At 40.8% G+C, this 22,153-nt stretch carries 20 protein-coding genes; 13 read left to right on the top strand and 7 right to left on the bottom strand.

What is annotated here, in order from left to right:
• Nucleotides 1-41: 41 nt before the first annotated feature.
• Entirely contained in the window at nt 42-254 is a 213-nt protein-coding gene (locus R2Q80_RS16930; RefSeq protein WP_316800734.1) for a hypothetical protein, read from the bottom strand.
• A 114-nt stretch (nt 255-368) separates the two neighbouring features.
• On the opposite strand from R2Q80_RS16930, the gene R2Q80_RS16935 reads away from it, so the two are divergent.
• The 5 genes from R2Q80_RS16935 (at nt 369) to R2Q80_RS16955 (ending at nt 3,369) form a co-directional block, all read left to right on the top strand.
• Nucleotides 369-602: a hypothetical protein gene (locus R2Q80_RS16935; RefSeq protein ID WP_316800735.1), complete on the top strand. Its 234-nt coding sequence runs from the start codon at nt 369-371 to the stop codon at nt 600-602.
• A gap of 236 nt (nt 603-838) precedes the next feature.
• The gene (locus R2Q80_RS16940) at nt 839-1,675 is read left to right on the top strand and encodes an alpha/beta hydrolase (protein ID WP_316800736.1); all 837 of its coding nucleotides are present in this window, start codon (nt 839-841) and stop codon (nt 1,673-1,675) included.
• A gap of 235 nt (nt 1,676-1,910) precedes the next feature.
• Nucleotides 1,911-2,378, top strand: a complete 468-nt coding sequence (locus tag R2Q80_RS16945; protein WP_316800737.1) for a PA2169 family four-helix-bundle protein — start codon at nt 1,911-1,913, stop codon at nt 2,376-2,378.
• Between the two features lie 242 nt (nt 2,379-2,620).
• Nucleotides 2,621-2,923, top strand: coding sequence for a hypothetical protein (locus R2Q80_RS16950; RefSeq protein WP_316800738.1), 303 nt, complete (start codon nt 2,621-2,623; stop codon nt 2,921-2,923).
• A gap of 131 nt (nt 2,924-3,054) precedes the next feature.
• Nucleotides 3,055-3,369: a hypothetical protein gene (locus R2Q80_RS16955; RefSeq protein WP_316800739.1), complete on the top strand. Its 315-nt coding sequence runs from the start codon at nt 3,055-3,057 to the stop codon at nt 3,367-3,369.
• 218 nt (nt 3,370-3,587) lie between these two features.
• Here R2Q80_RS16955 and R2Q80_RS16960 read toward each other — a convergent pair whose 3' ends face one another.
• Both R2Q80_RS16960 and R2Q80_RS16965 read right to left on the bottom strand, forming a co-directional pair.
• A complete protein-coding gene (locus R2Q80_RS16960; RefSeq protein WP_316800740.1) occupies nt 3,588-4,373 on the bottom strand; it encodes an XAC2610-related protein in 786 nt (261 codons plus the stop codon).
• 114 nt (nt 4,374-4,487) lie between these two features.
• Complete coding sequence (locus R2Q80_RS16965) at nt 4,488-5,018, bottom strand: NAD(P)H-dependent oxidoreductase (RefSeq protein ID WP_316800741.1); 531 nt, start codon at nt 5,016-5,018, stop codon at nt 4,488-4,490.
• Between the two features lie 92 nt (nt 5,019-5,110).
• Between R2Q80_RS16965 and R2Q80_RS16970 the strand changes: the two genes are divergently transcribed.
• Together R2Q80_RS16970 and R2Q80_RS16975 are read left to right on the top strand one after the other, a co-directional pair.
• A complete protein-coding gene (locus tag R2Q80_RS16970; RefSeq protein WP_047799276.1) occupies nt 5,111-5,476 on the top strand; it encodes a winged helix-turn-helix transcriptional regulator in 366 nt (121 codons plus the stop codon).
• A 200-nt stretch (nt 5,477-5,676) separates the two neighbouring features.
• Nucleotides 5,677-7,317, top strand: coding sequence for a beta-N-acetylhexosaminidase (locus R2Q80_RS16975; RefSeq protein WP_316800742.1), 1,641 nt, complete (start codon nt 5,677-5,679; stop codon nt 7,315-7,317).
• Between the two features lie 10 nt (nt 7,318-7,327).
• On the opposite strand, the gene R2Q80_RS16980 is transcribed toward R2Q80_RS16975, so the two are convergent.
• The gene (locus tag R2Q80_RS16980; protein ID WP_316800743.1) at nt 7,328-7,843 is read right to left on the bottom strand and encodes a cyclophilin-like fold protein; all 516 of its coding nucleotides are present in this window, start codon (nt 7,841-7,843) and stop codon (nt 7,328-7,330) included.
• 221 nt (nt 7,844-8,064) lie between these two features.
• Here R2Q80_RS16980 and R2Q80_RS16985 point away from each other — a divergent pair, with 221 nt between their 5' ends.
• The 3 genes from R2Q80_RS16985 (at nt 8,065) to R2Q80_RS16995 (ending at nt 14,052) form a co-directional block, all read left to right on the top strand.
• Complete coding sequence (locus R2Q80_RS16985) at nt 8,065-9,807, top strand: ABC transporter ATP-binding protein (protein WP_316800744.1); 1,743 nt, start codon at nt 8,065-8,067, stop codon at nt 9,805-9,807.
• A 205-nt stretch (nt 9,808-10,012) separates the two neighbouring features.
• Nucleotides 10,013-11,266, top strand: a complete 1,254-nt coding sequence (locus tag R2Q80_RS16990; protein ID WP_316800745.1) for an NAD(P)/FAD-dependent oxidoreductase — start codon at nt 10,013-10,015, stop codon at nt 11,264-11,266.
• Between the two features lie 197 nt (nt 11,267-11,463).
• Nucleotides 11,464-14,052 carry a phosphatidylglycerol lysyltransferase domain-containing protein gene (locus R2Q80_RS16995; RefSeq protein WP_316800746.1) on the top strand — a complete coding sequence of 863 codons (2,589 nt, stop codon included), beginning with the start codon at nt 11,464-11,466 and terminating at the stop codon, nt 14,050-14,052.
• 1 nt (nt 14,053) lies between these two features.
• On the opposite strand, the gene R2Q80_RS17000 is transcribed toward R2Q80_RS16995, so the two are convergent.
• The 3 genes from R2Q80_RS17000 to R2Q80_RS17010 are packed head-to-tail and all read right to left on the bottom strand — an operon-like array spanning nt 14,054 to nt 16,027.
• Nucleotides 14,054-14,728 (bottom strand): AcvB/VirJ family lysyl-phosphatidylglycerol hydrolase, encoded by a 675-nt coding sequence (locus R2Q80_RS17000; protein ID WP_316800747.1) that lies wholly within the window; start codon nt 14,726-14,728, stop codon nt 14,054-14,056.
• 2 nt (nt 14,729-14,730) lie between these two features.
• Nucleotides 14,731-15,453: an AcvB/VirJ family lysyl-phosphatidylglycerol hydrolase gene (locus R2Q80_RS17005; protein ID WP_316800748.1), complete on the bottom strand. Its 723-nt coding sequence runs from the start codon at nt 15,451-15,453 to the stop codon at nt 14,731-14,733.
• A 1-nt stretch (nt 15,454) separates the two neighbouring features.
• Entirely contained in the window at nt 15,455-16,027 is a 573-nt protein-coding gene (locus R2Q80_RS17010) for an outer membrane beta-barrel protein (RefSeq protein ID WP_316800749.1), read from the bottom strand.
• A gap of 368 nt (nt 16,028-16,395) precedes the next feature.
• On the opposite strand from R2Q80_RS17010, the gene R2Q80_RS17015 reads away from it, so the two are divergent.
• The 3 genes from R2Q80_RS17015 to R2Q80_RS17025 are packed head-to-tail and all read left to right on the top strand — an operon-like array spanning nt 16,396 to nt 22,096.
• Complete coding sequence (locus R2Q80_RS17015; RefSeq protein ID WP_316800750.1) at nt 16,396-17,475, top strand: efflux RND transporter periplasmic adaptor subunit; 1,080 nt, start codon at nt 16,396-16,398, stop codon at nt 17,473-17,475.
• 21 nt (nt 17,476-17,496) lie between these two features.
• Nucleotides 17,497-20,658, top strand: coding sequence for an efflux RND transporter permease subunit (locus R2Q80_RS17020; protein WP_316800751.1), 3,162 nt, complete (start codon nt 17,497-17,499; stop codon nt 20,656-20,658).
• A 4-nt stretch (nt 20,659-20,662) separates the two neighbouring features.
• Nucleotides 20,663-22,096 carry a TolC family protein gene (locus R2Q80_RS17025; protein WP_316800752.1) on the top strand — a complete coding sequence of 478 codons (1,434 nt, stop codon included), beginning with the start codon at nt 20,663-20,665 and terminating at the stop codon, nt 22,094-22,096.
• Nucleotides 22,097-22,153: the final 57 nt, after the last annotated feature.

A 22,153-nucleotide genomic window follows, 5' to 3' on the forward strand; every position in this document is an offset into this window, starting at 1 on the left:
TTCCCAGTATTTCTACGAAAGGAATAAATTTTAGCTGTAGCTTATTTCTCTTTTTCCTGTACTGGCTCCTGCACTTTTTCCATTTGCGCCGCCTGGATACTATCTGGAGTGATATTACCCATAGCTACTTGAACCTTGTTTTTAAAGCCTGATACCACCATGTCTTTTCCCGCTAATAAAGCATCATAACCGTCTTTGGCGACAATGGCCGGATCAGAAAGTTCACCCTCCTGAACAATTTTAGAATCCAGCATATCCGCTTTATTGAAAAAGTCAGTATTGGGATAATATCAAACGACGGTTAAAAACCGGAAACAGAATCAGCTGAAAATTTATAACAGAGTAGGCAACATTTAAAACTTGAAATCATGAAAATGCAAGAATTGAATTTAAACGAAATGAAAGAAATTAACGGTGGTGGAATTTTTGGTAACAATGACTCCGCAAGTTCTGGTGGTTTGGGCGGTGCGCTGAATATCGGCAATCTGTTATCATTTTCTAATTCTACACAGGATGGAGATGAGTCCAGCAGTACCTCGTTCTCATTAGGTAATAACATTGGTGGCAGCGAAGCTGGTATCTTTGATAGCCTTAAATCATAATCCATAACGGGTCATGATAGGATGGGAAGCACTACAAAGTGCTTCCTTTTTAGTTTTAGCGACCTGTCTATCTAACTGCATCGAACTACTTTATTAATTAATTTCACGGAAGGCCTCGAAGTTAGCGAGGTTTTTTTCGTTTAGCGGTCCCTTAAAACCAACAGAAGTGTTTTTTCAGAGAACATCTCCCTCATTACGCTTGTTTTAAGGAAACATTAACATCAAAATAAAAACCTATGAAATTTATCAAAACCACATCCGCTAGCGGAGAAGAAGTCAGTATCCATTACCAGGACCTTGGAAAAGGCCGTCCGGTGATTCTCGTCCATGGCTGGCCGTTGGACCACCAGATGTGGGACTACCAGTCTGCTGCCTTGACTGATGCGGGCTTTCGCGTAATCAGTTACGACCGCAGGGGATTCGGTAAATCCGATAAACCCCTGGATGGTTACGATTATGATACCCTTGCCGATGATCTCAAAGCGGTAATTGAAGAGTTAAAGCTGGAAGATGCGGTACTGGCCGGATTTTCGATGGGCGGAGGGGAAGTGGTGCGTTACTTTAGCCGCCATGGCGGAAAGGGTATTGCCAAAGCCATCCTGATCAGCTCCATTGCGCCATACATGCTACAGACCGCAGACAATCCGGACGGAGTGCCCCAGGAAAAGATTGATGAGATCACCGCTGGCCTCATAGCAGATCGTCCGGGATTTCTGGGCACGTTTACCAAACAGTTTTATGGACAGGGACTGCTTAATAAACCGGTAAGCAGTGAAAGACTGGCTACCGATCTGAATATTGCCATGCAGGCAACGCTGAAATCGACTCTTGGCTGCGCGGCAGCTTTTTCTTCGACGGATTTACGGGGGGAAATGAAAACGATCAATGTACCAACCCTCATCATTCACGGCGATGAAGACCAGACCGTGCCGATCAAAGCGACCGGTGAACAAGCGGCCCAGTTACTCCCTGAAGCAGAGTATATCGTTTATGAAGGGGAACCGCATGGACTTTTCATTACTGCAAAAGACCGTTTAAATGCTGATCTGATAGATTTTATTTCCCGGAGCTAAAACATCGCATGCTAACAATTAAAAAGCAGCGCCAATCGGCGCTGCTCTTAAGTTAAAAACAACTTATTATCACTAACTGGCAAAAAGGATTTTTACTTATTTCTCGTATACTTATCTCATCTGGAAATTTGCACCTGCGACTAAAGCTGACCTACGAAACCGTCACTTCAACGCTCAACTCCCAAACCTTTTACCTGTTTGCCTGGTTAGTAAAGAAATAAATTTATGATATACCATGGAAAATAATAATGAAATCATCAGTGACCTCAAAGGACTAATCAATATTTTAAATGACGGTAAAGAAGGCTACGATTCTGCCGCCGAAACCACAGATAGCCCAGAACTAAAAAGCCTGTTTACCGGTTTTGCCAAACAGCGTGAAGCCTATGCAAACGAATTAACGGCTCACATTACCCAGCATGGCGGACATTCAGAAAATGAGAGTGGTGGCATACTGGGCGCACTACACCGCACCTGGATAGACATCAAGCAGGCATTAAGTAGCAAGGATGACATCGCCATTTTAAGCGCCATAGAAACCGGAGAAAAAGCAGCAATTGAAAAATTCGACGCCGCACTCGATGACCAGGCTATTCATGCCGATCACATAGAACTGCTACAAAAACAAAGAACCGCCATCCGCGAAGCGTTAAATGAAATTGAAACTTACCGCGGGCGCCTCGAAGGCCTTAACAATTTGTAAAAACCTGTCTTCCATACTCCATCAGCTATGATAGTAAAGACATGATAGCCAACTGGGATAAACCGGATCAGGAAGAAATTCCTGATCCCGGGGAAATCGGGGAACACTTTACCAATCAAAAAAAGCGGTGGAGAATGGTCTATTTTGCATGCTTTGACCGGTGTGCAAAACTATTGATTCTCTTTAGCAGCCACTTAAAAAAAGTAGCTTGCAGATGGACTTAAAGATGGTAATTTTGTTACATGAAGGTTACGGTAAAAGCTATAGAAGAGACAGATTTCTTGCAGGATCAGGCACTCGCAAAGATCATGAACAGCCGGCTGAAGCGTGCTGCAACCGAACTTCAGGATTTTCATCTGGTCCTTCTCTCTCAAAAAAGGTTTGCCATTGACGAACTGCTCATCCACATCAGTTATAATTCAAAATATAAAATCCGCTATCATATTTTAACGGCCGTGCCAGCCAATATTGAAGGTTTTGTTGCAGAACGATGTGGCAGACTAGGTTATATTTTATGGAAGTCGATGGTTCCTTCCCATTACTAGAGAATCTCAATTAGCGTATTTGGGCGCAGTTTTAGATTGGAGGTGTTATATTGCTGAAATTATTTTCGCTCATTTCCAATCGCTTAAGGAAATTCACTTGTTAGTGTCCGATATCCTGATATTTTTGCTGCATGACAGTAACAGTTCTTCCCATCTTCGAAACTGATTTTAAGCCTGAAAAAGCCCTTGCCAAAGTGATGAACGACCGTTTGAAGCGTGCAGCAACTGAATTACAGGATGTACATTTAAAGACATTGTCGGGCAGAGGATTTTCTTCTGATGCTCTGGTAATCTACCTGAGTTATAATCCTAAGTTCAAAATTCGCTTCCGCATTGTAAATGATGTTCCAGCTGATATAGAATACCATGTGGCTGAACTATGCGGCCGCCTTGGATATATACTTTGGAAAGCAAATGCAATAGGGGTAAGTCAGGAAAAGGGATAAATAAGCAAAAGTTAATTAAAAAATAAAGACCGTACCCTCCGGATACGGTCTCTAATCTAAATTAACGCTCTCAATCTTATGATTGATGCAAGGCTCTCACCCCTTGCGGTATCAAAGGTATAACTTAAACTCTGAAAAATAAAATAGCTGTAGTCATTTTTTTGTTTAATTCTATACTTTAACCCGCTATACCTAATCGTTCCAGATTTTAAAAGTTTTTAATTTAACTTTTCTGACTTTAACCATATCAGGGTATTATGATCTGAATACCGGTAAACATCTTTCCACCAGTTTGCACCGCCGCGGCAGGAGGTATACAGTAATTTGTTTTTTTGATTTAAGGTTACGTCACACAAACCAGCGCAACTGGCTTTAGGATGATCAGGATCAGTCAGGGCCTCAAACCTTTTCGACGAAGGATGGTACAGATAAATACTGAATATTCTGTACACACCCATTCCGGCATCGGGAATGGAAAATGCCACATCATCATAGCCATCAAAATTATAATCGGCTATAGTACCCATGCGAAGTGGATCTGGTTGATCAAAGTCGGGCAGCTGCTTAAGTTTTGAACTGCCATCTGGATAGCTAAAAAGCAGCGGCTTATTTGTGCTATGACTGAATGAGATCAACGTGCCATGAAGCAGGTATTTATCCAGTGTGGTAATGGTATCCCTACTTGTCGCTACCGCAAGCTTAAATATTTTGTTGTCTTTATTACGCTTATACCATGCCGTTGATGAACTTCCAGCTTCCATACTCAATCCATAGCTGCCGGTCGCCTTCCCATCAATTACCTCGTCCCAAACGTAAACTACTTTTGATACACCACCTTTTGCCACTCTGCTTTTTAACTTCAAAGGTATAAAACCATGTTGGCCAAGGTATTGCACACAAGCCCCTTTACCATCGGCGCCGGGGTAAATAGAGAGCTGAAAAGCTTTACGGATCCCCGTAGACCGGAGCACAACAGGCTGTGCACCGGCAAAGGAAAATAGCATTGAAAATAGGATTATGATCGTGAATTTCTTGGACATACTTTTCAGTTTGAGTTACCACTTGTGAACATAAATAATGGCTCCGCCGTAAATATCGTAAAGTTTGCCAGTACTTATCTACAGCGCATTTAAGAATTCTATATATAGTTTTACACTTTTTTCTATGCTTTCTTTCGATGAATTATATTCAATTCCATAGTAAGCAAATATCGGGCGATAGTCTGCCTTGACATATTCGAAACTAAGTTCAAATGGTCGCGTAAGTTCTGTTAAAGGGTATCCATATTTTCCTGTGTTGCTCAACTCCTCTTCATCAACCCCTAATGATATAGCAAGCGTAACCTTCTTCCCTGATATTGGGTAGCCACTCTTACTTCCATATGCCCATCCATGAGTTAATACCTCATCAAGCCATTTCTTCAGGAACCACGGACTGTTAAACCAATAATAGGGAAACTGAAAAACGATTTTATCATATTGCTCAATGAGCTTTTGTTCAGCCACAACATCTATCTTTCCATTCGGATAAGCCTCGTGAAGCTGGTGAACAACGTATTGATCAGGAAATTTATTGAGCTCCTGAATCCACCTTTTATTAACCAGTGAATTTTCGATATCTGGATGGGTAACAATGACTAGTGTTTGCATTTTTTCAAAATTATTTAATACAAAAGTACTGTCCCTTACCCAGCTTTTGTATATTAACAGCCCGTTGTAATATACTATATTAAATGTAAGTAATGACAGATATTAAAACAGCATCGACCAATTTTGCCAATAAACAGGCGCTTGCAGAGGAATGTCCGGAAGCTTACGCTTCGAATATACTAGGTGGACAGTGGACGTTGGTAATATGTTCGTGGCTATTGGAAGGAAAACTGAGATTTAGTGAGTTGAAAAAGCGTTTGCCCAATATCACTGAACGAATGTTAAGTCTGCAATTACGCAAACTGGAAGATAACAAAATGATCAGCCGGACAGTCTATCCGGAAGTACCCCCAAGAGTAGAATATGAACTGACGACGATTGGATATGAATTAAAGCCTATCATTAAGGCGCTGGAGGATTGGGGAAGCCGGCATAAGGCCACGATGGAGGAGGCTTAGATACAAGTAGCCTTAAAGTTGAATTTTTCTGAAACGAAAGGTAAGCAAGCGCAAGCTTGATTGCTGAAGCAGTGACTTGTGGAAAACAGGCAGGCATGTTAGTACTTGGGGCGGGAGGAAAAATTTTCTGTTGGCCTATAGTACATTGTTTAGTGCTAAGGGATATTAGTAGTGAGGACCATTAATTGATACCACATTAAATGAAACACTTATTTTTATTCTTTGCGCTGATTACAGCAAGCCAGTTTACAAAGGCCCAGGTTCAAATACCGCTAATCCCAAAACCGGTTGAAGCCGTTCAGCTGGGTTCAACATTTATTCTTGATCAGCACACGCAGATTTTCGGCGATGAAAATACGGCTGCTATAGCCCACTATCTTCAAGCAGAGATATTGAAATATAGTGCCGTAAGTTTGCGTACAGGTAATCAGGGTAGCGCAAATTATATCCATTTGAAGCTTACGCCCAAAGTGAAGCAACCAGCTGAGGCTTATCAGCTTTTGGTTTTGGAAAATAAGATCGAAATTAAGGCATCATACCCTCAGGGTTTGTTTGCAGGTGTTTCTTCTCTGCTTCAGCTTATCCGGCAAACAGATGTGGTTAAAGGCCGGATTAGCCTCTCAGGCTGGCAAATAAAAGATCAGCCCCGTTATGCCTGGCGTGGAATTATGCTGGATGAATCCCGTCATTTTTTCGGTAAGGAAAAAGTAAAGCAGCTATTAGACTGGATGGCTTTTTATAAGCTTAACAAGTTTCACTGGCATTTGACTGATCAACCAGGTTGGCGGATTGAAATTAAAGCTTATCCGAAGTTAACCCTGGTGGGTGGAATTGGCAATCAAACAGACTCTTTGGCCAAGGCTCAGTATTATACACAGGAAGAAATAAAAGAGATAGTGAGGTATGCTGCTGAACGGTATATTGATGTAATCCCGGAAATTGATATGCCTGGTCATGCCACAGCTGCCAACAGGGCGTATCCGGCATTCAGTGGCGGTGGCTCACCCAAATATCCGGAGTTTACTTTTAATCCGGGTAAAGAGGAAACATATGCGTACCTGTCAAGTATTCTGAAGGAAGTCGATGTGCTTTTCCCATCACAGATGATTCATATAGGTGCTGATGAAGTTCATTTTGGTAACGCACACTGGAATAAGGATGAGGCTGTGCAGCAACTGATAAAAAAGCAGAATTTTAAAGACCTGACAGAGGTTGAAGCTTATTTTGTGAAAAGAATGGCAGATAGTATCAAAAATTTGAACAATGAAGTTTTGGCATGGGATGAGATTGTTAGTGGAAAGTTAAGTACTGATGAAACCACCGTTTTCTGGTGGAGGCATGATAAACCGGAGGTATTAAAGCAGGCCCTGCAAAAAGGGTTTAAGGTTGTACTTTGCCCACGTTTGCCACTATACTTCGATTTTGTTCAGGATTCATCTCAAGTGCTGGGCCGTAAATGGTCGGGCAGTTTTGTTCCGATACAAAATGTTTATAATTTTCCGGGAGCGGCCATAACAGATTTGCCAAATGCCGGTAATTTAATACGGGGAATGCAAGCCAATTTATGGACAGAAGCTTTTGTAGAAAACCAACAAATGGATTATATGCTTTTTCCACGTATGGCGGCACTCGCCGAAGCAGCATGGACAAATCAAGCTGGCAAAAACTACGAAGGATTCAGCGATAGATTAAAAAAACACTTTAGGTTATACAGTGTAGACGGACTTTACTTTTTTAATCCCTTTAGACCTAAAACTTCACCCGAATGGCTTACTCCCCTGCAGCGAAAAGGGCTTGTTCCAAATAATGAAGCTCAAACAAAGCAAGAAAAAGGAGGTTAATAAAGCGCGGTTAATCGTGGTTTTTAATGAGTTCAAAGCTGATTTCTGAAAGGCTTTCCAGACTTAACGCATTAACAGTGGCGCCGATACTGGCAAGTTTTATGAATTTCAGGTTAGTCGGTTTGTTGTCCTGATGGTAAATGATCGAGATCCGACCATCAGGCAGATAGGAGACATCGCCAATAACATGCTGCTTTTCAACCAGACTCTTAACAGGAAGTTTGGTGCTTAGCAGGGCATACTTTTCACGGTGGTCGATGTCCTTCATTTTAAGCGTCATAGGCAATCTGGTGATAAATGCTCTGGTGGTAGCATTTTCAGTCAGTACAGCCTCTACGCTACGGCCTCCGCTGCTGATTTTTAGTTTTTTACCACTTATATTCTGCTGGCGGCTGGCGATAGGTCCCTTATAGTGTTCGCCCTGGATCAATATTGCAGGAATACCAATCAATAAAACAAGAATAAGAATAGCAATTAAATTGAGCCTCTTCATCATAAAATACCGTACGGTTCTTATTGCTTTCATATTTATACAGGAAATTGAAATGGTTTTTATCCTCCTGGTTAGGAAAGGGCTCGTTTTCCAAATGTCGGGATTATTTAACTGAGATTTGGCTCGAATTCAAAACTTATTGTTGTAATGTTGCCGATCAGGAACATGGTTAGCAGGAGCCTTGCAATATATCCTTATTATTGAAACCATTTTTGGGGCACGGCGTTGTAGCTTGTATTGATTAACACCATATCATGAAGATACTGTTCAGATACCTGCTTCCCTACAAATGGCTGATTGTTGCATCGCTGGCACTGGCTGCAGCGTCGCAACTTCTGAGTTTACTTGATCCCGTTATTTTTGGGAAAATTATTGATGATTACTCAACAAATAAACTTGGCCTGAGCCAAAAGGAGCTGATATCAGCAGTAGTTTACTGGTTAGTAATCGCACTGGTGATTGCACTGGTTGCCAGGTTATGTAAATCGGTTCAGGAGTTCATTACCCGCAAGGCAGTGGCCAGCTTTGGAATGAGTATATTCAACGATGGCTTAAAGCAGACGCTTCGGCTTACCTTTCAGGAGTTTGAAGAAAACAGGAGCGGAACCACATTATCTGTATTACAAAAAGTTAAAACTGATGCAGAAAGGTTTATCAATGCTTTCATTAATATTCTGTTTTCATCGCTCGTTGGTATTGCTTTCCTTTTGTGGTATAGCATTAATAAAAACTGGTTGCTGGTTCCGGTTTTTTTTATTGGGGTACTGGTTCTGGGTTCACTAACAGGACTGGTTTCGAAAAGAATAAAGTTTATTCAACGCTCCATTAATCGTCAGGCCGATAAGCAGGCCGGTATTATCACAGAAAGCCTGCGAAACATCGAGCTGGTGAAAAGCCTTGGTTTAACTTTTGCAGAAATCAGACGGCTGAATGAACAAACTAAAAAGATATTTGATCTGGAAATGCTGAAGGCAAAAAAGGTGAGTAGTTTGTCTTTTCTTCAGGGTGGACTATTGATTTTATTAAAGCAATCTGTACTATTTATATTGTTGTGGTTAATATTCCGGAACATTCTCAGTACAGGTGAACTTATTGCCATGCAGTTTATTTCTACGGCTATATTTACGCCGCTACAGGATCTGGGTAATATGATCATTCTGTACCGGGAAGCCGATGCTTCGCTGAATACTTTTGATATGCTGATGCGGAAATCTATAGAGACGCGTCCTGAAAACTCAGTTGAAGTGGCAGACCTTGAAACACTGGCGTTCAAAAACGTGGTCTTTCGTCATAAAACAGCATCTTACAATGCCATCGACGATTTATCCTTCAGCATCAGTAATGGGCAAACGGCTGCCTTTGTTGGTCCCTCGGGATCTGGTAAATCAACGTTAGTGAAGTTATTGGTTGGACTTTATTTGCCTATGGAAGGTGAAATTTCTTTCAATGGCATTTCTTCCAGCCAGGTTCGCTACAATCCCCTCCGCCGGCAAATCGGATTTGTTACTCAGGAAACTCAGCTTTATGCCGGCTCAATCAAAGATAATATGCGCTTTGTTAACCCTGCAGCAACCGACCAGGAGATACAGGATGCCTTGGATAAAGCTTCTGCAACAGGTTTGATTGCCAAAGCAACCAACGGTATAGACACTGTGCTCGGAGAAAATGGTATGAAACTGTCGGGAGGAGAGAAACAGCGTATTTCCATCGCCAGGGCACTACTGAGAAAACCAAGGCTGTTGATTTTCGACGAGGCCACATCAGCGCTCGATTCTATTACTGAAGAAGAAATTTCAAAAACCATTCGGGAAATATCTGACAAGAGGGAACAAATGACGATTTTGATTGCACACAGGCTTTCTACCATTATGCATGCAGACACCATCTATGTATTGGAAAAGGGAAAGGTCTCTGAAGTCGGTTCACATGATTCGCTGCTTGATCAGAAGGGATTATATTATTCCATGTGGAGGCAACAAATCGGGGAACGCAGATAAGTAATTTAAAACTATAGTTAATGTAACTTTTGATTAACGCTGCGCTGTTGTACCTTTGCGCGGAAATGATGAAAGTAATTCAGGTGTCTTAATCGACTGTAGATGCTGATCTATTCAAACTTTATGCGCCCCAGTGGGTTGATTAAGAACCGGATCTTATTTACATCCACCATTTGATCTCAGTGATCCATCAATATAAAATAAAATGAAAAAAGTTGTTATCATAGGAGGAGGTTTTGCAGGACTTAACCTGGCGAAAAAACTTTCCAAATCATCAGAACATCAGGTTACGCTGGTTGATCAGCATAACTACCATTTCTTTCCGCCACTGCTTTATCAGGTAGCTACTGCGTTTATAGAACCATCTAATATCAGCTATCCGTTCCGGAAATTATTTCAGGAGAAAGGGATACGTTTTTTTATGGGGAAACTGGAATCAATTGCAGTTGAAGAGCGTAAGATTACAACAAACAATGGCGTGCTGGACTATGATGTACTGGTACTTGCCATGGGAGCGGAAACCAATTTTTTTGGAAACGAGGAGATCAGCCAGAATTCACTACCAATGAAGAGCATAGAAGATGCCGTAGAAATGCGAAACCATATTTTGCTGCAGTTTGAAAAAGCCATGCGTGCGGAACATGTGGAGGAAAAGAGAAGGCTTTCGAACATTGTAATTGCCGGTGGAGGACCTACAGGTGTTGAACTGGCAGGTATGATGGCCGAAATGGGTAGAAATGTACTTGCAAAGGATTATCCGGAGGCAGGCTTCAAAATGGGCAAGATATATCTCGTTGACGGTTTGAAAACATTGCTTGCACCCATGAGTCAGAAAAGCCAGAATGAGGCCATTAAAGTTTTGAAAAATTTAGGTGTTGAGATATTGCTGGATAAACTGGTGAAGGGATATGATGGGACAAAAGTGAGTTTGTCTGACGGTACGGATATAGAGGCGGCAACGCTAATATGGGCATCGGGGGTTATTGCAAGGTCAGCAGAAGGAATCCCAAAAGAGTCGGTTGGAAAAGGCAGGAGAATTCTGGTGAACGCCAATAATCAGGTTAACGGATTAAAAGGGGTTTATGCCATTGGTGATCAGTGTCTCCAGCTTACCGATCCGAAATTTCCTGATGGGCACCCTCAACTGGCGCAAGTTGCCATTCAGCAGGGAGATTTATTAGGAGAGAACCTAATGCATGAAGTACAGGGGAAGCCTTTGAAATCTTTTGCTTATAATGATAAAGGCTCGATGGCAATTATTGCTAAATTCAAAGCTGTGGTTGATTTACCTAAAGGTTTTTTCAAAGGATTTTTTGCCTGGTTAGTGTGGTTGTTTATCCATATCATTCCAATAGCCGGATTTAGAAACAAAGCAAAACTGGCTTTTAACTGGTTATGGAGCTTTATTACCAACGATCCGACATTAAGGCTGATTATCAGACCAGATAAGAAAGATTAAAGTTTCTATTCGGTTTTACTGTAAAAATGGACGCTTTGATGATTTCGAAGTGGTGTGTCTGTGGTGTAATAAAAATTTTACAATTTCTGTTTGATAATTGTGAAATCTTTCTAATTTCGTAACAGAACTAATAATTAATTATCCTACAAACTCACGCAGCAGATATCTGTCAGAGGTATTGTTGCATCCATTTTTTTATGCATAAAGCGAAATCATTCCTGTCTAGTCTGGTGTACAACAAGTTTTTCTGGCAATTTTTTCTGGCAATATTCATGTTGGGCATGGCCGTCTTCTTCATCAGGTCTCAACATGTAGAGGTTGTTCAAATCACCAGACAACTGGATACAGCAGTCCCCGCCTATGTGGTTTTGGGTATGCTGCTAACAGGAGTTTACATCATAGCACAAGGGCAAATGTATGTTTACAGTTTTAAAGCACTGGATGTAGACATTTCCCTGGTCAACTCCATCAAGCTCTTCTTAAAACGGAATCTGATCAGCATTTTTCTTCCTGCAGGTGGGTTTTCATCTCTCATATTTTTTACCAGGGAAATAGAGGAAAAAGGCATTTCGAAATCAAAAATACACCTCTCTTCTACACTTTTTGCTTTTTGTGGTATTTTATCGGTGGTACTGGTTGCCATTCCGGTTTTGGGAGTTGCGTTATTATCGACCAAGCTTGGGCAGAATGAAATGCTCAGCTTCTTTTTTCTGCTGGTACTAACCGCATTCTTATTTATCACGATTTATTCGATATCACAAAAAACCTGGGCATACCGTTATATTTCAAAAATAAGACCATCACTATCCACTGTGTTTGATGACATGATTGAAGAACAAATCAGTCGTAAGCACTTTTGGCTTACCCTGCTTGTTTCCATTGCAATTGAATTTATCGGTATACTGCATCTTTATATCTGCATGCTAGCCCTTGGTTTTGAAGCCAGTATTCCAGCGGCAATTGTGGGTTATATTGTAATGGTAATCCTACTTATAGCTTCTCCCTTTTTACGGGGATTAGGAACCATCGAAGTTTCTCTGACCTTTATTCTCGGACAATTTGGCTTTCCCCTCATTGCTGCAGCTACGATTACTTTAATGTTCAGGTTTTTTGAGTTCTGGCTACCACTAATCGGGGGGATTGTTAGCTTCGTTATGAAAAAGGACAGTATTGTTCTTCGTTTGTTGCCTGCATTCATTATCCTGATCCTTGGCGTTGTCAATATAATATCCTCTATTACGCCATCTATTCCTACACGGTTACGTTTGGTAAAAAATATCATTCCTGAAGATTTGATCGTAACCAGTAATGCTTTGGTATTGATTTTCGGTTTAATACTAGTCATGCTTAGCATCTTTCTGTTGCAGGGATCGAAAAGGGCTTGGTACGTAGCACTTGCCCTTACTTTGTTTTCGATTATCGGACATTTACTAAAAGCAGCAGACTATGAGGAGGCGCTATTGGCTTTGGTTGCCGGAGCATCATTATTTTATACCCGGGAAAATTACCAGCTGAAGCCGCATCCAAGGTTCGTTAAAATTTCGTATGCTGTATTTGTTTACGCCATTGTTGCCGTGTTTGCCTACGGCGTTGTTGGGTTTTACTTTATGGAGAAACGGCATTTCGGCGTAGAGTTTAAATTTACAGATTCGGTAGTTGCCGTATTGAAAGTGATTTTTTTTATCGACGACCGTGCATTGCACCCCCTTACCACTTTTGGTGTTCATTTCGAAGAATCTATATATGGGGCGAGTGGGTTGGTTATTTTGTTTATTATTTTCAGTTTACTTAAACCGTACTTTTCAAAACCATACAATACAACTGAGGATTTCACAGAAGCAGATGTTTTATTGAAAGATAATGGTATTTCCGCGCTCGACTATTTTAAAACATACCCTGACAAGTTTGTGTACTTCAATGAAGCCAGGACTGCATTCATCAGTTTTAAGATCACCCGCCATTTTGCGCTTGTTTTAGAAGATCCTGTGGCCGGATCAGTTGAGGATAAACTGGCAATGATTCAAAAGTTTGAGGAGCGTTGCCGTGATACCGGATTTATTGCCGCTTATTACCGGGTGCCTGAAGAATCTCTTCAAATGTATAGGTCGCTTGGGAAGAAATCAATCCCGATAGGGGAAGAGGCTGTTTTGGATCTGACTAAATTTACCATCGATGGGGGAAAAATGAAGACCACCAGAAGTGCGATTAACCGGCTAACCGGAGAGGGTTATGTATTTAAGGTATATAAAGGACAGCAGAAGGAGGGGTTTTTACAAAAGCTTCAAACTGTTTCTGATAACTGGCTCAGGGATTTAAATCAAAAAGAGGTAGCATTTACGCAGGGTGTATTTGATAAAACAATCTTAAAAAATCAAACAATCCTGACTATTGAAGATCAGGAAGAAAAAGTATATGCATTTTTGAATCTGGTGCCAGACTATGCTCCTGGAGAAGCAACTTACGATTTAATCCGTAAAGAGACAGATGCTCCAAATGGCGTGTTGGATATGTTGCTGGCTAAAACATTCTTGTTTTTAAAAGAAGAGGGTTACCAGTATGTGAATATGGGCTTAGCGCCTCTATCAGGCATTGATGGAGAAGACCTTACCCAAAAAACCATTAAATATGCCTATGAGAATCTCAAAGCCTTTGCTCAGTTTAAGGGCTTAAGAAAATATAAAGAGAAATTCTTCCCGGAATGGAAAAAGAAATACCTTATTTACGGACACCATTACCATCTGCTTCAGGTGCCAAACGCACTGAAAAGAATCTCTGAAGGAAGCTAGATCAGAGGGCTGTTTGAATGGTAGCAACTACTTTTTTAATGTCATTATCAAATTTGTGCGATCCGGGTATTTGTGTTTTGGTGATGTTTTTCTTTTCCGGGATTAATTTATAGAGATCGCTTTCTTCATCCTTGCCGAAAATAAATAATAATGGACTGGTGACTTTACTGATTTCTGGTACCAGTTTATATTTAGCTTCCTTATTGCCAAAACCCATCATATCCGTAAGTTTAATCACCAGATCGGTAGAGGTTGAAGGCGAAAGCAGGATCGTGGCTTTCAGTTTTACCTGCAAGTCTTTTGATAAGCGATGGCTCAAAAACAAAGCTGCATCTGCACCAAAAGAATAACCAATAATCGCAAATTCATCCTTATCCCAGGCTTTCAAATAATATTCAACCGCCGCACTTAAATCCTGTGTCAGCTTTTCAGGAGATTTTTGCTCCCAGAAATACTTTCTGCTGTCGAGGCTTACCACGGCGTAATTTTTATCATTTAATGAAGTGGTTAAACTCTGGGAAAAGCTATTCATGCCACCATCGCCGCTTAGATAAAAGATGACTTGTTTTGCCGTTGATTTTGCTTTAGCCGTTAAAGGTAATTTTGATACATCTTGTGTCATCCCCTTAAGGCAGATAAACATTAAAGCGATAATGAATGTAAATTTGTAATGCATTGCTAGGGTTTTTGCTTTAATACAGAAATAATCTTGTCATATTCTGAGTCCTTATAATGATGATCGCCATAAAGGCTCCCAATTACGAAGTTCTTTTGAACAATAGTTTCCAGGGCTTTTTCATTTTCGTCGAGGCCATAAAAGCAAAATACAGGTATTTTTAATTTCTTCACCTCAAGGTCGACCTTATAAGGATAGTTATCGCTGGAAATATTTGCCAGATCACCAAAGTGAACCATAAAGTCGGTAGTTGAAAAAGGAGAGAGCATTTCCAGTGCCATGACATGTCTTTTTGCACGAAGGGGAAGTTGATTGTAAATAAACGGCAGTACGTCGGCACCAAAAGAATAGCCTAACAGGTAAACCTGATCAGTTTTATATCTTAAGGCATATTTCCGGATCAACTGGACCAGATCGTGTGCAGTTTGTTCGGGCGTTTTCTGATCCCAGAAATAATCACGGGAATTTATCCCGATGGTAAAAAAGTTATTTTCAGCAAATTTTACAGACAGATCATCTTCAAATTTGATCCAGCCACCGTCTCCTGAAAGAAAAATAAGCAGCTTTCTGGTCTGCGGTTTTTTAGCAGGATATAAAAATATAGGAAGGTTGAATTCTCTGCTTTCAATTGCATTGTGTTCGTGTACCCTGGCACGTTTGAACAAGGCACAGCCGCTCAAACTTATGATTCCAGTGACCAGTAGTAATAACCCCGCTGTTTTCATTTTAAAGGAATGTAAAACCCAGCATAAACGATAACCCATGTGGATTAATATCTAAATCATTGGTACTCATTTTATAACCTTTAAAGCCTACAGCTAAAAACGTATTTAACCCAGGAGTAATGCTGTACTTGGTACCAAATCCTGTGTAAACATAAAATCCCTGTTCTTTGACTTTAGACTTGATATCAGGCGTGGCATCTACGGCGATGTCATATTTGTTAAATGATATCCCCAGTGAAGATTCTACATAAGGTTTGATTTGATGGCTTGTTTTGAAGTTGTATTTCAGGTTCCCGTAAACAGGTAAAAACTTAAGTTTGTACAGTACATAGCCGTTATCGTGATGGAGTGGTGTGGTAGCATACTCGAATCCAAAACCAGGTTCCAAGCCATTTGCAAACAGATAATTTGTTTTTAAAGAGGGGGCATAAAACAGGTTGCCATGTGTTGATCTTAACAATTCAAATGCGGGTGATAAGGAAAATTTACCAGTACCGTTCGCTTCTTTCTGTGCAAAGGTAACAATAGGAGCATAGATTAATAACAGATAAATGATTGTTCTTTTTAGCTTCATGAAGGGATAGTTTAGTTTGTTTTTTCACTCGCTGGAATCGAATTCCGGGCGTAATGTTATCATAGTTTGTGTAACAAATATATTATAAATAAGAATTTCTGCAAATAGCGGTTCTTTTTTTTCGCTAACATGAAATTGTTTACAGTAAACTTCAGAGTAAGCCTTAATGACGGTTCAGGGAGGTAAAGCTTCTATGCAGAAAGCCAACTTCATTATAACTTCATAATTCTGTAGTTATTTCGTATTAGAAAATTAAGAAATGGAGCATGACTTATTGAAAATACCTGGTCATTATTAAAAAAAGGTATTTTAAATCGGCTTACCATCTCATAATCAGTAAAATAATCAGATAAACTATCAGACAAACGATGAAAAGAGTTTTCATTTCCCTTAGCCTGTTCACGATGCTTTACGTAACAGGTTGTTCTCAAAAGAAAGAAGAAAAAGCAGAAGAAGTTACTTACACCGCAACATCGCCGCTCACAATCGACACCTCTTTTACCAAAGAGTATGTGTCACAAATCAAGTCCGTGCGCAATATTGAAGTGAGGGCTTTCGAAAAAGGTTACCTGCAAAACATTTATGTTGATGAAGGTCAACATGTAAAGGCAGGACAGGTTTTATTTAAAATTATGCCTAAAATGGCACAGGCTGAGTTATTGAAAGCGCAGGCTGAAACCAAGGCGGCAGAAATTGAATTGGAAAACACCAAACTGCTTACCGACAAAAACGTAGTTTCTAAAAATGAACTGGCTATGGCGAAAGCTAAATTACAGCAGGCTAACGCTGAAGCCAGTCTGGCCAGATTCCACCTGACCAATACTGAAATCAAGGCGCCATTTGATGGAACCATCGATCGTCTGCCGATTAAGATAGGAAGCCTGGTTGATGATGGCGCATTGCTTACGAGCCTGTCTGATAATAGTCAGGTATTTGCGTATTTCAATGTGTCGGAACCAGAATATCTTAACTATCAATCATCTAAAAATAAGGGCCAGCAGGAAGTAAGCCTGCTCATGGCTAACAACGAATTACTGAAATCAAAAGGTAAAGTCGAGGTAATTGAAAGCGAATTTGATAATGAAACCGGAAATATCGCATTCAGGGCACGCTTCAATAATTCGGATAATCTGCTGAGAAATGGTGAAACGGGTAAAATTCAAATGGTTGTTCCTTTGAAAAAAGCGCTTATCATCCCTCAAAAAGCCACTTACGAATTGCAGGATAAGACCTATGTGTTTGTAATTGACCATAACAATACCGTTAAATCGAGAGAGATTACCATTGGGGGTGAGCTTCCGGATATTTATATCGTGTCCGGAGGCCTATCATCAGGCGATAAAATCCTTTTGGAAGGTGTACAGAAAGTGAAGGATGACGATAAAATCAAGTTCAAATTTGTATCCCCTAAAGAAGTGATAAGCCAATTGACATTAAAAGCCGAATAGTTTAATCTAAAGAGATTTATCATGTTTAGTAAATTTATTAAGAGACCCGTTCTCTCTATAGTAATATCCCTTGTCATTGTGTTTTTGGGTATTCTGGCCTTAACAGGTTTGCCGATTACACAATTTCCTTCCATTTCTCCGCCAAAAGTTAATATCACGGCAGAATATCCGGGAGCAAACAACGAACTGTTAATTAAGTCGGTTGTGATTCCCCTGGAACGTGCATTAAATGGTGTACCAGGGATGAAATATATTGCTTCCGACGCAGGTAATGACGGCGAGGCATCCATTCAGGTTATCTTCAACCTCGGAACCGACCCGAATCAGGCTACGCTTAATGTGCAGAACAGGGTAGCCGCAGTGACCAACAAATTACCACCTTTGGTTATCCGTGAGGGGATCAAAATCAGCCGTGAAGAATCGAGCATGTTAATGTATATCAACTTGTATAGCAAGGATAAAAACATGAACGAAAACTTCCTCTATAATTATGCGGATATCAATCTTTTGCCTGAGCTCAAACGTGTTGACGGGGTTGGTTTTGCAGATATTTTGGGTAACAGGGAGTATGCCATGCGCGTTTGGCTGAAGCCTGACAGAATGCTCGCCTATAAAATCTCGGCTGATGAGGTAATGGAAGCTTTGAATAATCAGAGTTTGGAAGCTTCGCCTGGTAAAACAGGTGAAAGTTCCGGAAAGCGTTCGGAATCGTTTGAATATGTATTAAAGTATTCAGGCCGTTTTACCACGAAAGAAGGATATGAGAACATCGTATTGCGTGCCAATCCGGATGGGCAGTTGCTCCGCTTGAAAGATGTAGCCAATATTGAATTTGGAAGCTCGATGTACGATTTGTATTCACACCTGAATGGTCGCCCCTCAGCAGCAATTGTTTTAAAGCAATCTTATGGAAGTAATGCACAGGAAGTAATTGATAATATCAAGGCCAAAATGAAAGAGATCAAGGGTGCATCTTTTCCAAAAGGTATGGATTATGAAATCAGTTACGACGTTTCTAAATTTCTCGATGCATCAATTGAAAAGGTTATCCACACGCTGATTGAAGCATTTATTCTGGTAGGATTGGTTGTATTCATCTTTCTTGGCGACTGGCGTTCAACCTTGATTCCGGCTATTGCTGTTCCGGTATCGCTGATTGGTACGTTCATGTTCATGCAGTTTTTCGGGATCACGATCAACCTGATCACGCTGTTTGCACTTGTACTCGCTATTGGAATCGTGGTGGATGATGCCATAGTAGTGATAGAGGCGGTGCATGCCAAGATGGAAAAAGACCGGCATTTATCGGTACTTAAAGCGACCCAGCAGGCCATCAGTGAGATTGGAGGTGCCATTATTGCAATTACTTTCTTAATGGCATCAGTGTTTATCCCTGTTGCATTTATGGCTGGCCCTGTCGGTATATTTTACCGCCAGTTCTCTATCACCATGGCTACAGCCATCATCTTGTCAGGTATTGTAGCGCTTACCTTAACACCGGCATTATGTGCCATCATGTTGAAGAAACACGATCCGCACCATACCAAAAAGAAAACTATTGTTGATAAAGGCCTGGATGCCTTTAACAACTGGTTCTTTAAACTAACCGGTCGCTATCAGAAAATTCTCGACAAGGTAGTTACGCGCAGGCTGGTAACCTTTGGAGTACTTGCTGCTTTCTGTGCCGGTACTTATTTCCTGAGCAGTACTGTTCCCTCAGGTTTTATCCCGAACGAAGATCAGGGAATGATTTACGCCGTAATTCAAACCCCTCCGGGATCCACGTTGGAGCGTACCAATCAGATTTCTGAGCGTTTGGAAGAAATATCTGAACATATTGAAGGTGTTAGATCCGTTTCAGCGCTTGCAGGTTATGAGGTACTTACAGAAGGTACAGGCGCCAACTCGGGTACTTGTTTAATTAACCTTGATGACTGGAAAGATCGTAAACAAACTGCTCAGCAGATTATTGAAGAACTTGAAGAAAAGGCCAAGGATATTCCAGGGGCGACCATCGAGTTTTTCCAGCCACCCGCAGTTCCTGGCTATGGTGCAGCAGGAGGTTTTGAGCTTCGTCTTTTAGATAAAGCCGGAAATAACGACTATGCAAAAATGGAGCAGGTGAGTAAGGATTTTGTAAAAGAGTTAAATAAACAAAAAGAACTACAGTCTGTATTTACCTTTTACAGTGCCAGTTTCCCACAGTATATGCTTGATATTGATAATGATAAGGCACAGCAAAAAGGGGTAACACCTGATAACGCGCTTAATACCTTATCTACATTGATTGGTAGTAACTACGAAACCAACTTCATCAAGTTTGGCCGTCAATATAAGGTTATTGTACAGGCTTTACCTCAGTACCGTGCTTTGCCAGAGGATATCATGAAACTTTATGTCAAAAATGATAAAGATCAGATGGTTCCTTACTCTGCCTTCATGAGAATGAGAAAAGTGTACGGACTTTCGGAAATTACCCGTCACAACATGTATAATGCAGCTGAGATCAGTGGATCTGCCGCACCGGGATACAGTAGTGCCGAAGCGATTAATACCATTAAAGCCGTTGCAGAAAAAACACTTCCAAGAGGTTATGGTATTGATTGGGCTGGTATCTCTAAAGATCAGGTATCAAGAGGAAATGAAGCGATTTACATCTTTTTAATCTGTTTAGGTTTTGTTTATCTGGTTCTTTCAGCACAGTATGAAAGCTTTATTCTGCCTTTGGCTGTAATCATATCATTACCTGCAGGTATTTTCGGCGCTTTCTTCTTTCTGAAGTTATTCGGACTGGAAAATAACATTTATGCACAGGTATCGATGGTGATGCTCATTGGTTTACTGGGGAAAAACGCGGTACTGATTGTAGAGTTTGCGGCATTGAAACATGCTGAAGGCAAAACTATTCTGGCGGCAGCCATGGAAGGGGCAATTGTAAGGTTCAGGCCAATCCTGATGACATCATTTGCATTTATTGCAGGATTGATTCCATTGGTATTTGCTACAGGACCGGGTGCCATTGGTAACCGTACCATTGGTTCAGCTGCGGCCGGCGGGATGTTGTTCGGTACCATTTTCGGTGTAGTGCTGATCCCCGGACTTTATTATGTGTTTGGCACCATTGCCGACAAACGTAAGTTGATCAAAATTGAAGAAGAACATCCTTTAACCGAAGACTTATAATATCATGTTAAATAAAAATATATATAAAATCGTTGGTTTAGGCTTTATATGCGCTGCTTACAGCGCATGTAAAGTGCCTGATTTTGCCCAACGTACAGAAAATAAAAATGTGCCGGGAAGTTTTAATACTTCAGTTGATACATTGAGCAGTGGAAAAGTACAATGGCGTCAGTTTTTTACTGATCCACATCTGGTAAGTCTGATTGACACGGCTTTAAAAAATAATCAGGAGCTGAATGTTACTTTGCAGGAGATTGAAATCGCCAAAAATGAAATCAAGGCCAGAAAAGGAGAGCTTTTACCTACTATTGGATATAGGGTTGGAGCAGGTTTAGATAAAGTTGGACGCTATACCAGCAGTGGTGCGGGTGATGCATCAACCGATATTACGCCAGGGAAAGAAGTTCCGGAGGTTTTACCGGATTATGCTTTTGGTTTGGAAGCAAACTGGGAAGCGGATATCTGGCACAAGTTGCGCAATGCAAAAAAGGCAGCCCTAACCCGTTATTTATCTACCGTAGAGGGCAGAAATTTTGTAATTACAAACCTGATTGCCGAAATTGCAAATACTTATTATGAGTTGCTTGCACAGGATAACCAGCTGGAAATTGTAAAACAAAATATTGCTTTACAAAGTAATGCGCTAGAACTGATGAAAGTACAAAAGCAGGCCATGCGGGTTACTGAACTGGCGGTTCGTAAATTTGAGGCAGAAGTAATGAGTTCCAGGAGTCTTGAGTTTGATATTCAGCAACAGATTACAGAATCCGAGAATAAAATTAATTTTTTGCTCGGTCGCTACCCACAACCAATTGCCAGAGATCATTCGGGCTTTACTGATTTAGTTCCGCCAACGGTTCAGGCAGGTATTCCTTCGCAATTGCTGGCGAACCGTCCTGATATAAAACAGGCAGAGTATGATCTGGCGGCTGCAAAATTAGATGTTAAAGTGGCTAAGGCTCAGTTTTACCCTTCATTGGGTATTTCAGCTACTCTAGGTTATCAGGCATTTAATCCTTCTTATTTATTGAGAACACCTGAATCTTTAGCTTATTCATTGGCAGGAGATCTGGCTGGTCCGATTATAAACAAAAATGCAATTAAAGCAGAGTACCTGACCGCAAATTCGAAGCAGTTGCAGGCGGTATTTAATTACGAAAAAACCATTCTCAATGGGTATATTGAGGTGGCCAACCAACTGTCGAATATCAACAATCTGCAAAAAAGCTATGATTTAAAGTCAAAGCAGGTCGTGGCGCTAACACAGTCAATTGATATTGTGAACGATTTATTCAAAGCAACGCGGGCAGATTATTTCGAAGTACTAATGACCCAGCGGGATGCTTTACAATCAAAACTAGAACTAATTGAAACCAAAAAACAACAGCTTAATGCGGTGGTGAATATTTACCATGCCTTAGGTGGCGGCTGGAATTAATATGTTTTCGTAGATCCTTAAAAGACAGCCCTGAAAAGCTGTCTTTTTTAGTATCTT

Source organism: Pedobacter frigidisoli, from assembly GCF_032678525.1.
GTDB lineage: Bacteria > Bacteroidota > Bacteroidia > Sphingobacteriales > Sphingobacteriaceae > Pedobacter > Pedobacter frigidisoli_A.

Coding starts and splice junctions, on each gene's coding strand:
- R2Q80_RS16955 (WP_316800739.1), top strand. CDS start 3,055: ATGACAGTAACAGTTCTTCCCATCTTCGAAACTGATTTTAAGCCTGAA.
- R2Q80_RS17000 (WP_316800747.1), bottom strand. CDS start 14,728: ATGCATTACAAATTTACATTCATTATCGCTTTAATGTTTATCTGCCTT.
- R2Q80_RS16930 (WP_316800734.1), bottom strand. CDS start 254: ATGCTGGATTCTAAAATTGTTCAGGAGGGTGAACTTTCTGATCCGGCC.
- R2Q80_RS16980 (WP_316800743.1), bottom strand. CDS start 7,843: ATGAAAGCAATAAGAACCGTACGGTATTTTATGATGAAGAGGCTCAAT.
- R2Q80_RS16970 (WP_047799276.1), top strand. CDS start 5,111: ATGACAGATATTAAAACAGCATCGACCAATTTTGCCAATAAACAGGCG.
- R2Q80_RS16935 (WP_316800735.1), top strand. CDS start 369: ATGAAAATGCAAGAATTGAATTTAAACGAAATGAAAGAAATTAACGGT.
- R2Q80_RS16985 (WP_316800744.1), top strand. CDS start 8,065: ATGAAGATACTGTTCAGATACCTGCTTCCCTACAAATGGCTGATTGTT.
- R2Q80_RS17025 (WP_316800752.1), top strand. CDS start 20,663: ATGTTAAATAAAAATATATATAAAATCGTTGGTTTAGGCTTTATATGC.
- R2Q80_RS16975 (WP_316800742.1), top strand. CDS start 5,677: ATGAAACACTTATTTTTATTCTTTGCGCTGATTACAGCAAGCCAGTTT.
- R2Q80_RS17010 (WP_316800749.1), bottom strand. CDS start 16,027: ATGAAGCTAAAAAGAACAATCATTTATCTGTTATTAATCTATGCTCCT.
- R2Q80_RS16960 (WP_316800740.1), bottom strand. CDS start 4,373: ATGCTATTTTCCTTTGCCGGTGCACAGCCTGTTGTGCTCCGGTCTACG.
- R2Q80_RS16995 (WP_316800746.1), top strand. CDS start 11,464: ATGCATAAAGCGAAATCATTCCTGTCTAGTCTGGTGTACAACAAGTTT.
- R2Q80_RS17005 (WP_316800748.1), bottom strand. CDS start 15,453: ATGAAAACAGCGGGGTTATTACTACTGGTCACTGGAATCATAAGTTTG.
- R2Q80_RS17020 (WP_316800751.1), top strand. CDS start 17,497: ATGTTTAGTAAATTTATTAAGAGACCCGTTCTCTCTATAGTAATATCC.
- R2Q80_RS16990 (WP_316800745.1), top strand. CDS start 10,013: ATGAAAAAAGTTGTTATCATAGGAGGAGGTTTTGCAGGACTTAACCTG.
- R2Q80_RS16940 (WP_316800736.1), top strand. CDS start 839: ATGAAATTTATCAAAACCACATCCGCTAGCGGAGAAGAAGTCAGTATC.
- R2Q80_RS16950 (WP_316800738.1), top strand. CDS start 2,621: ATGAAGGTTACGGTAAAAGCTATAGAAGAGACAGATTTCTTGCAGGAT.
- R2Q80_RS16965 (WP_316800741.1), bottom strand. CDS start 5,018: ATGCAAACACTAGTCATTGTTACCCATCCAGATATCGAAAATTCACTG.
- R2Q80_RS16945 (WP_316800737.1), top strand. CDS start 1,911: ATGGAAAATAATAATGAAATCATCAGTGACCTCAAAGGACTAATCAAT.
- R2Q80_RS17015 (WP_316800750.1), top strand. CDS start 16,396: ATGAAAAGAGTTTTCATTTCCCTTAGCCTGTTCACGATGCTTTACGTA.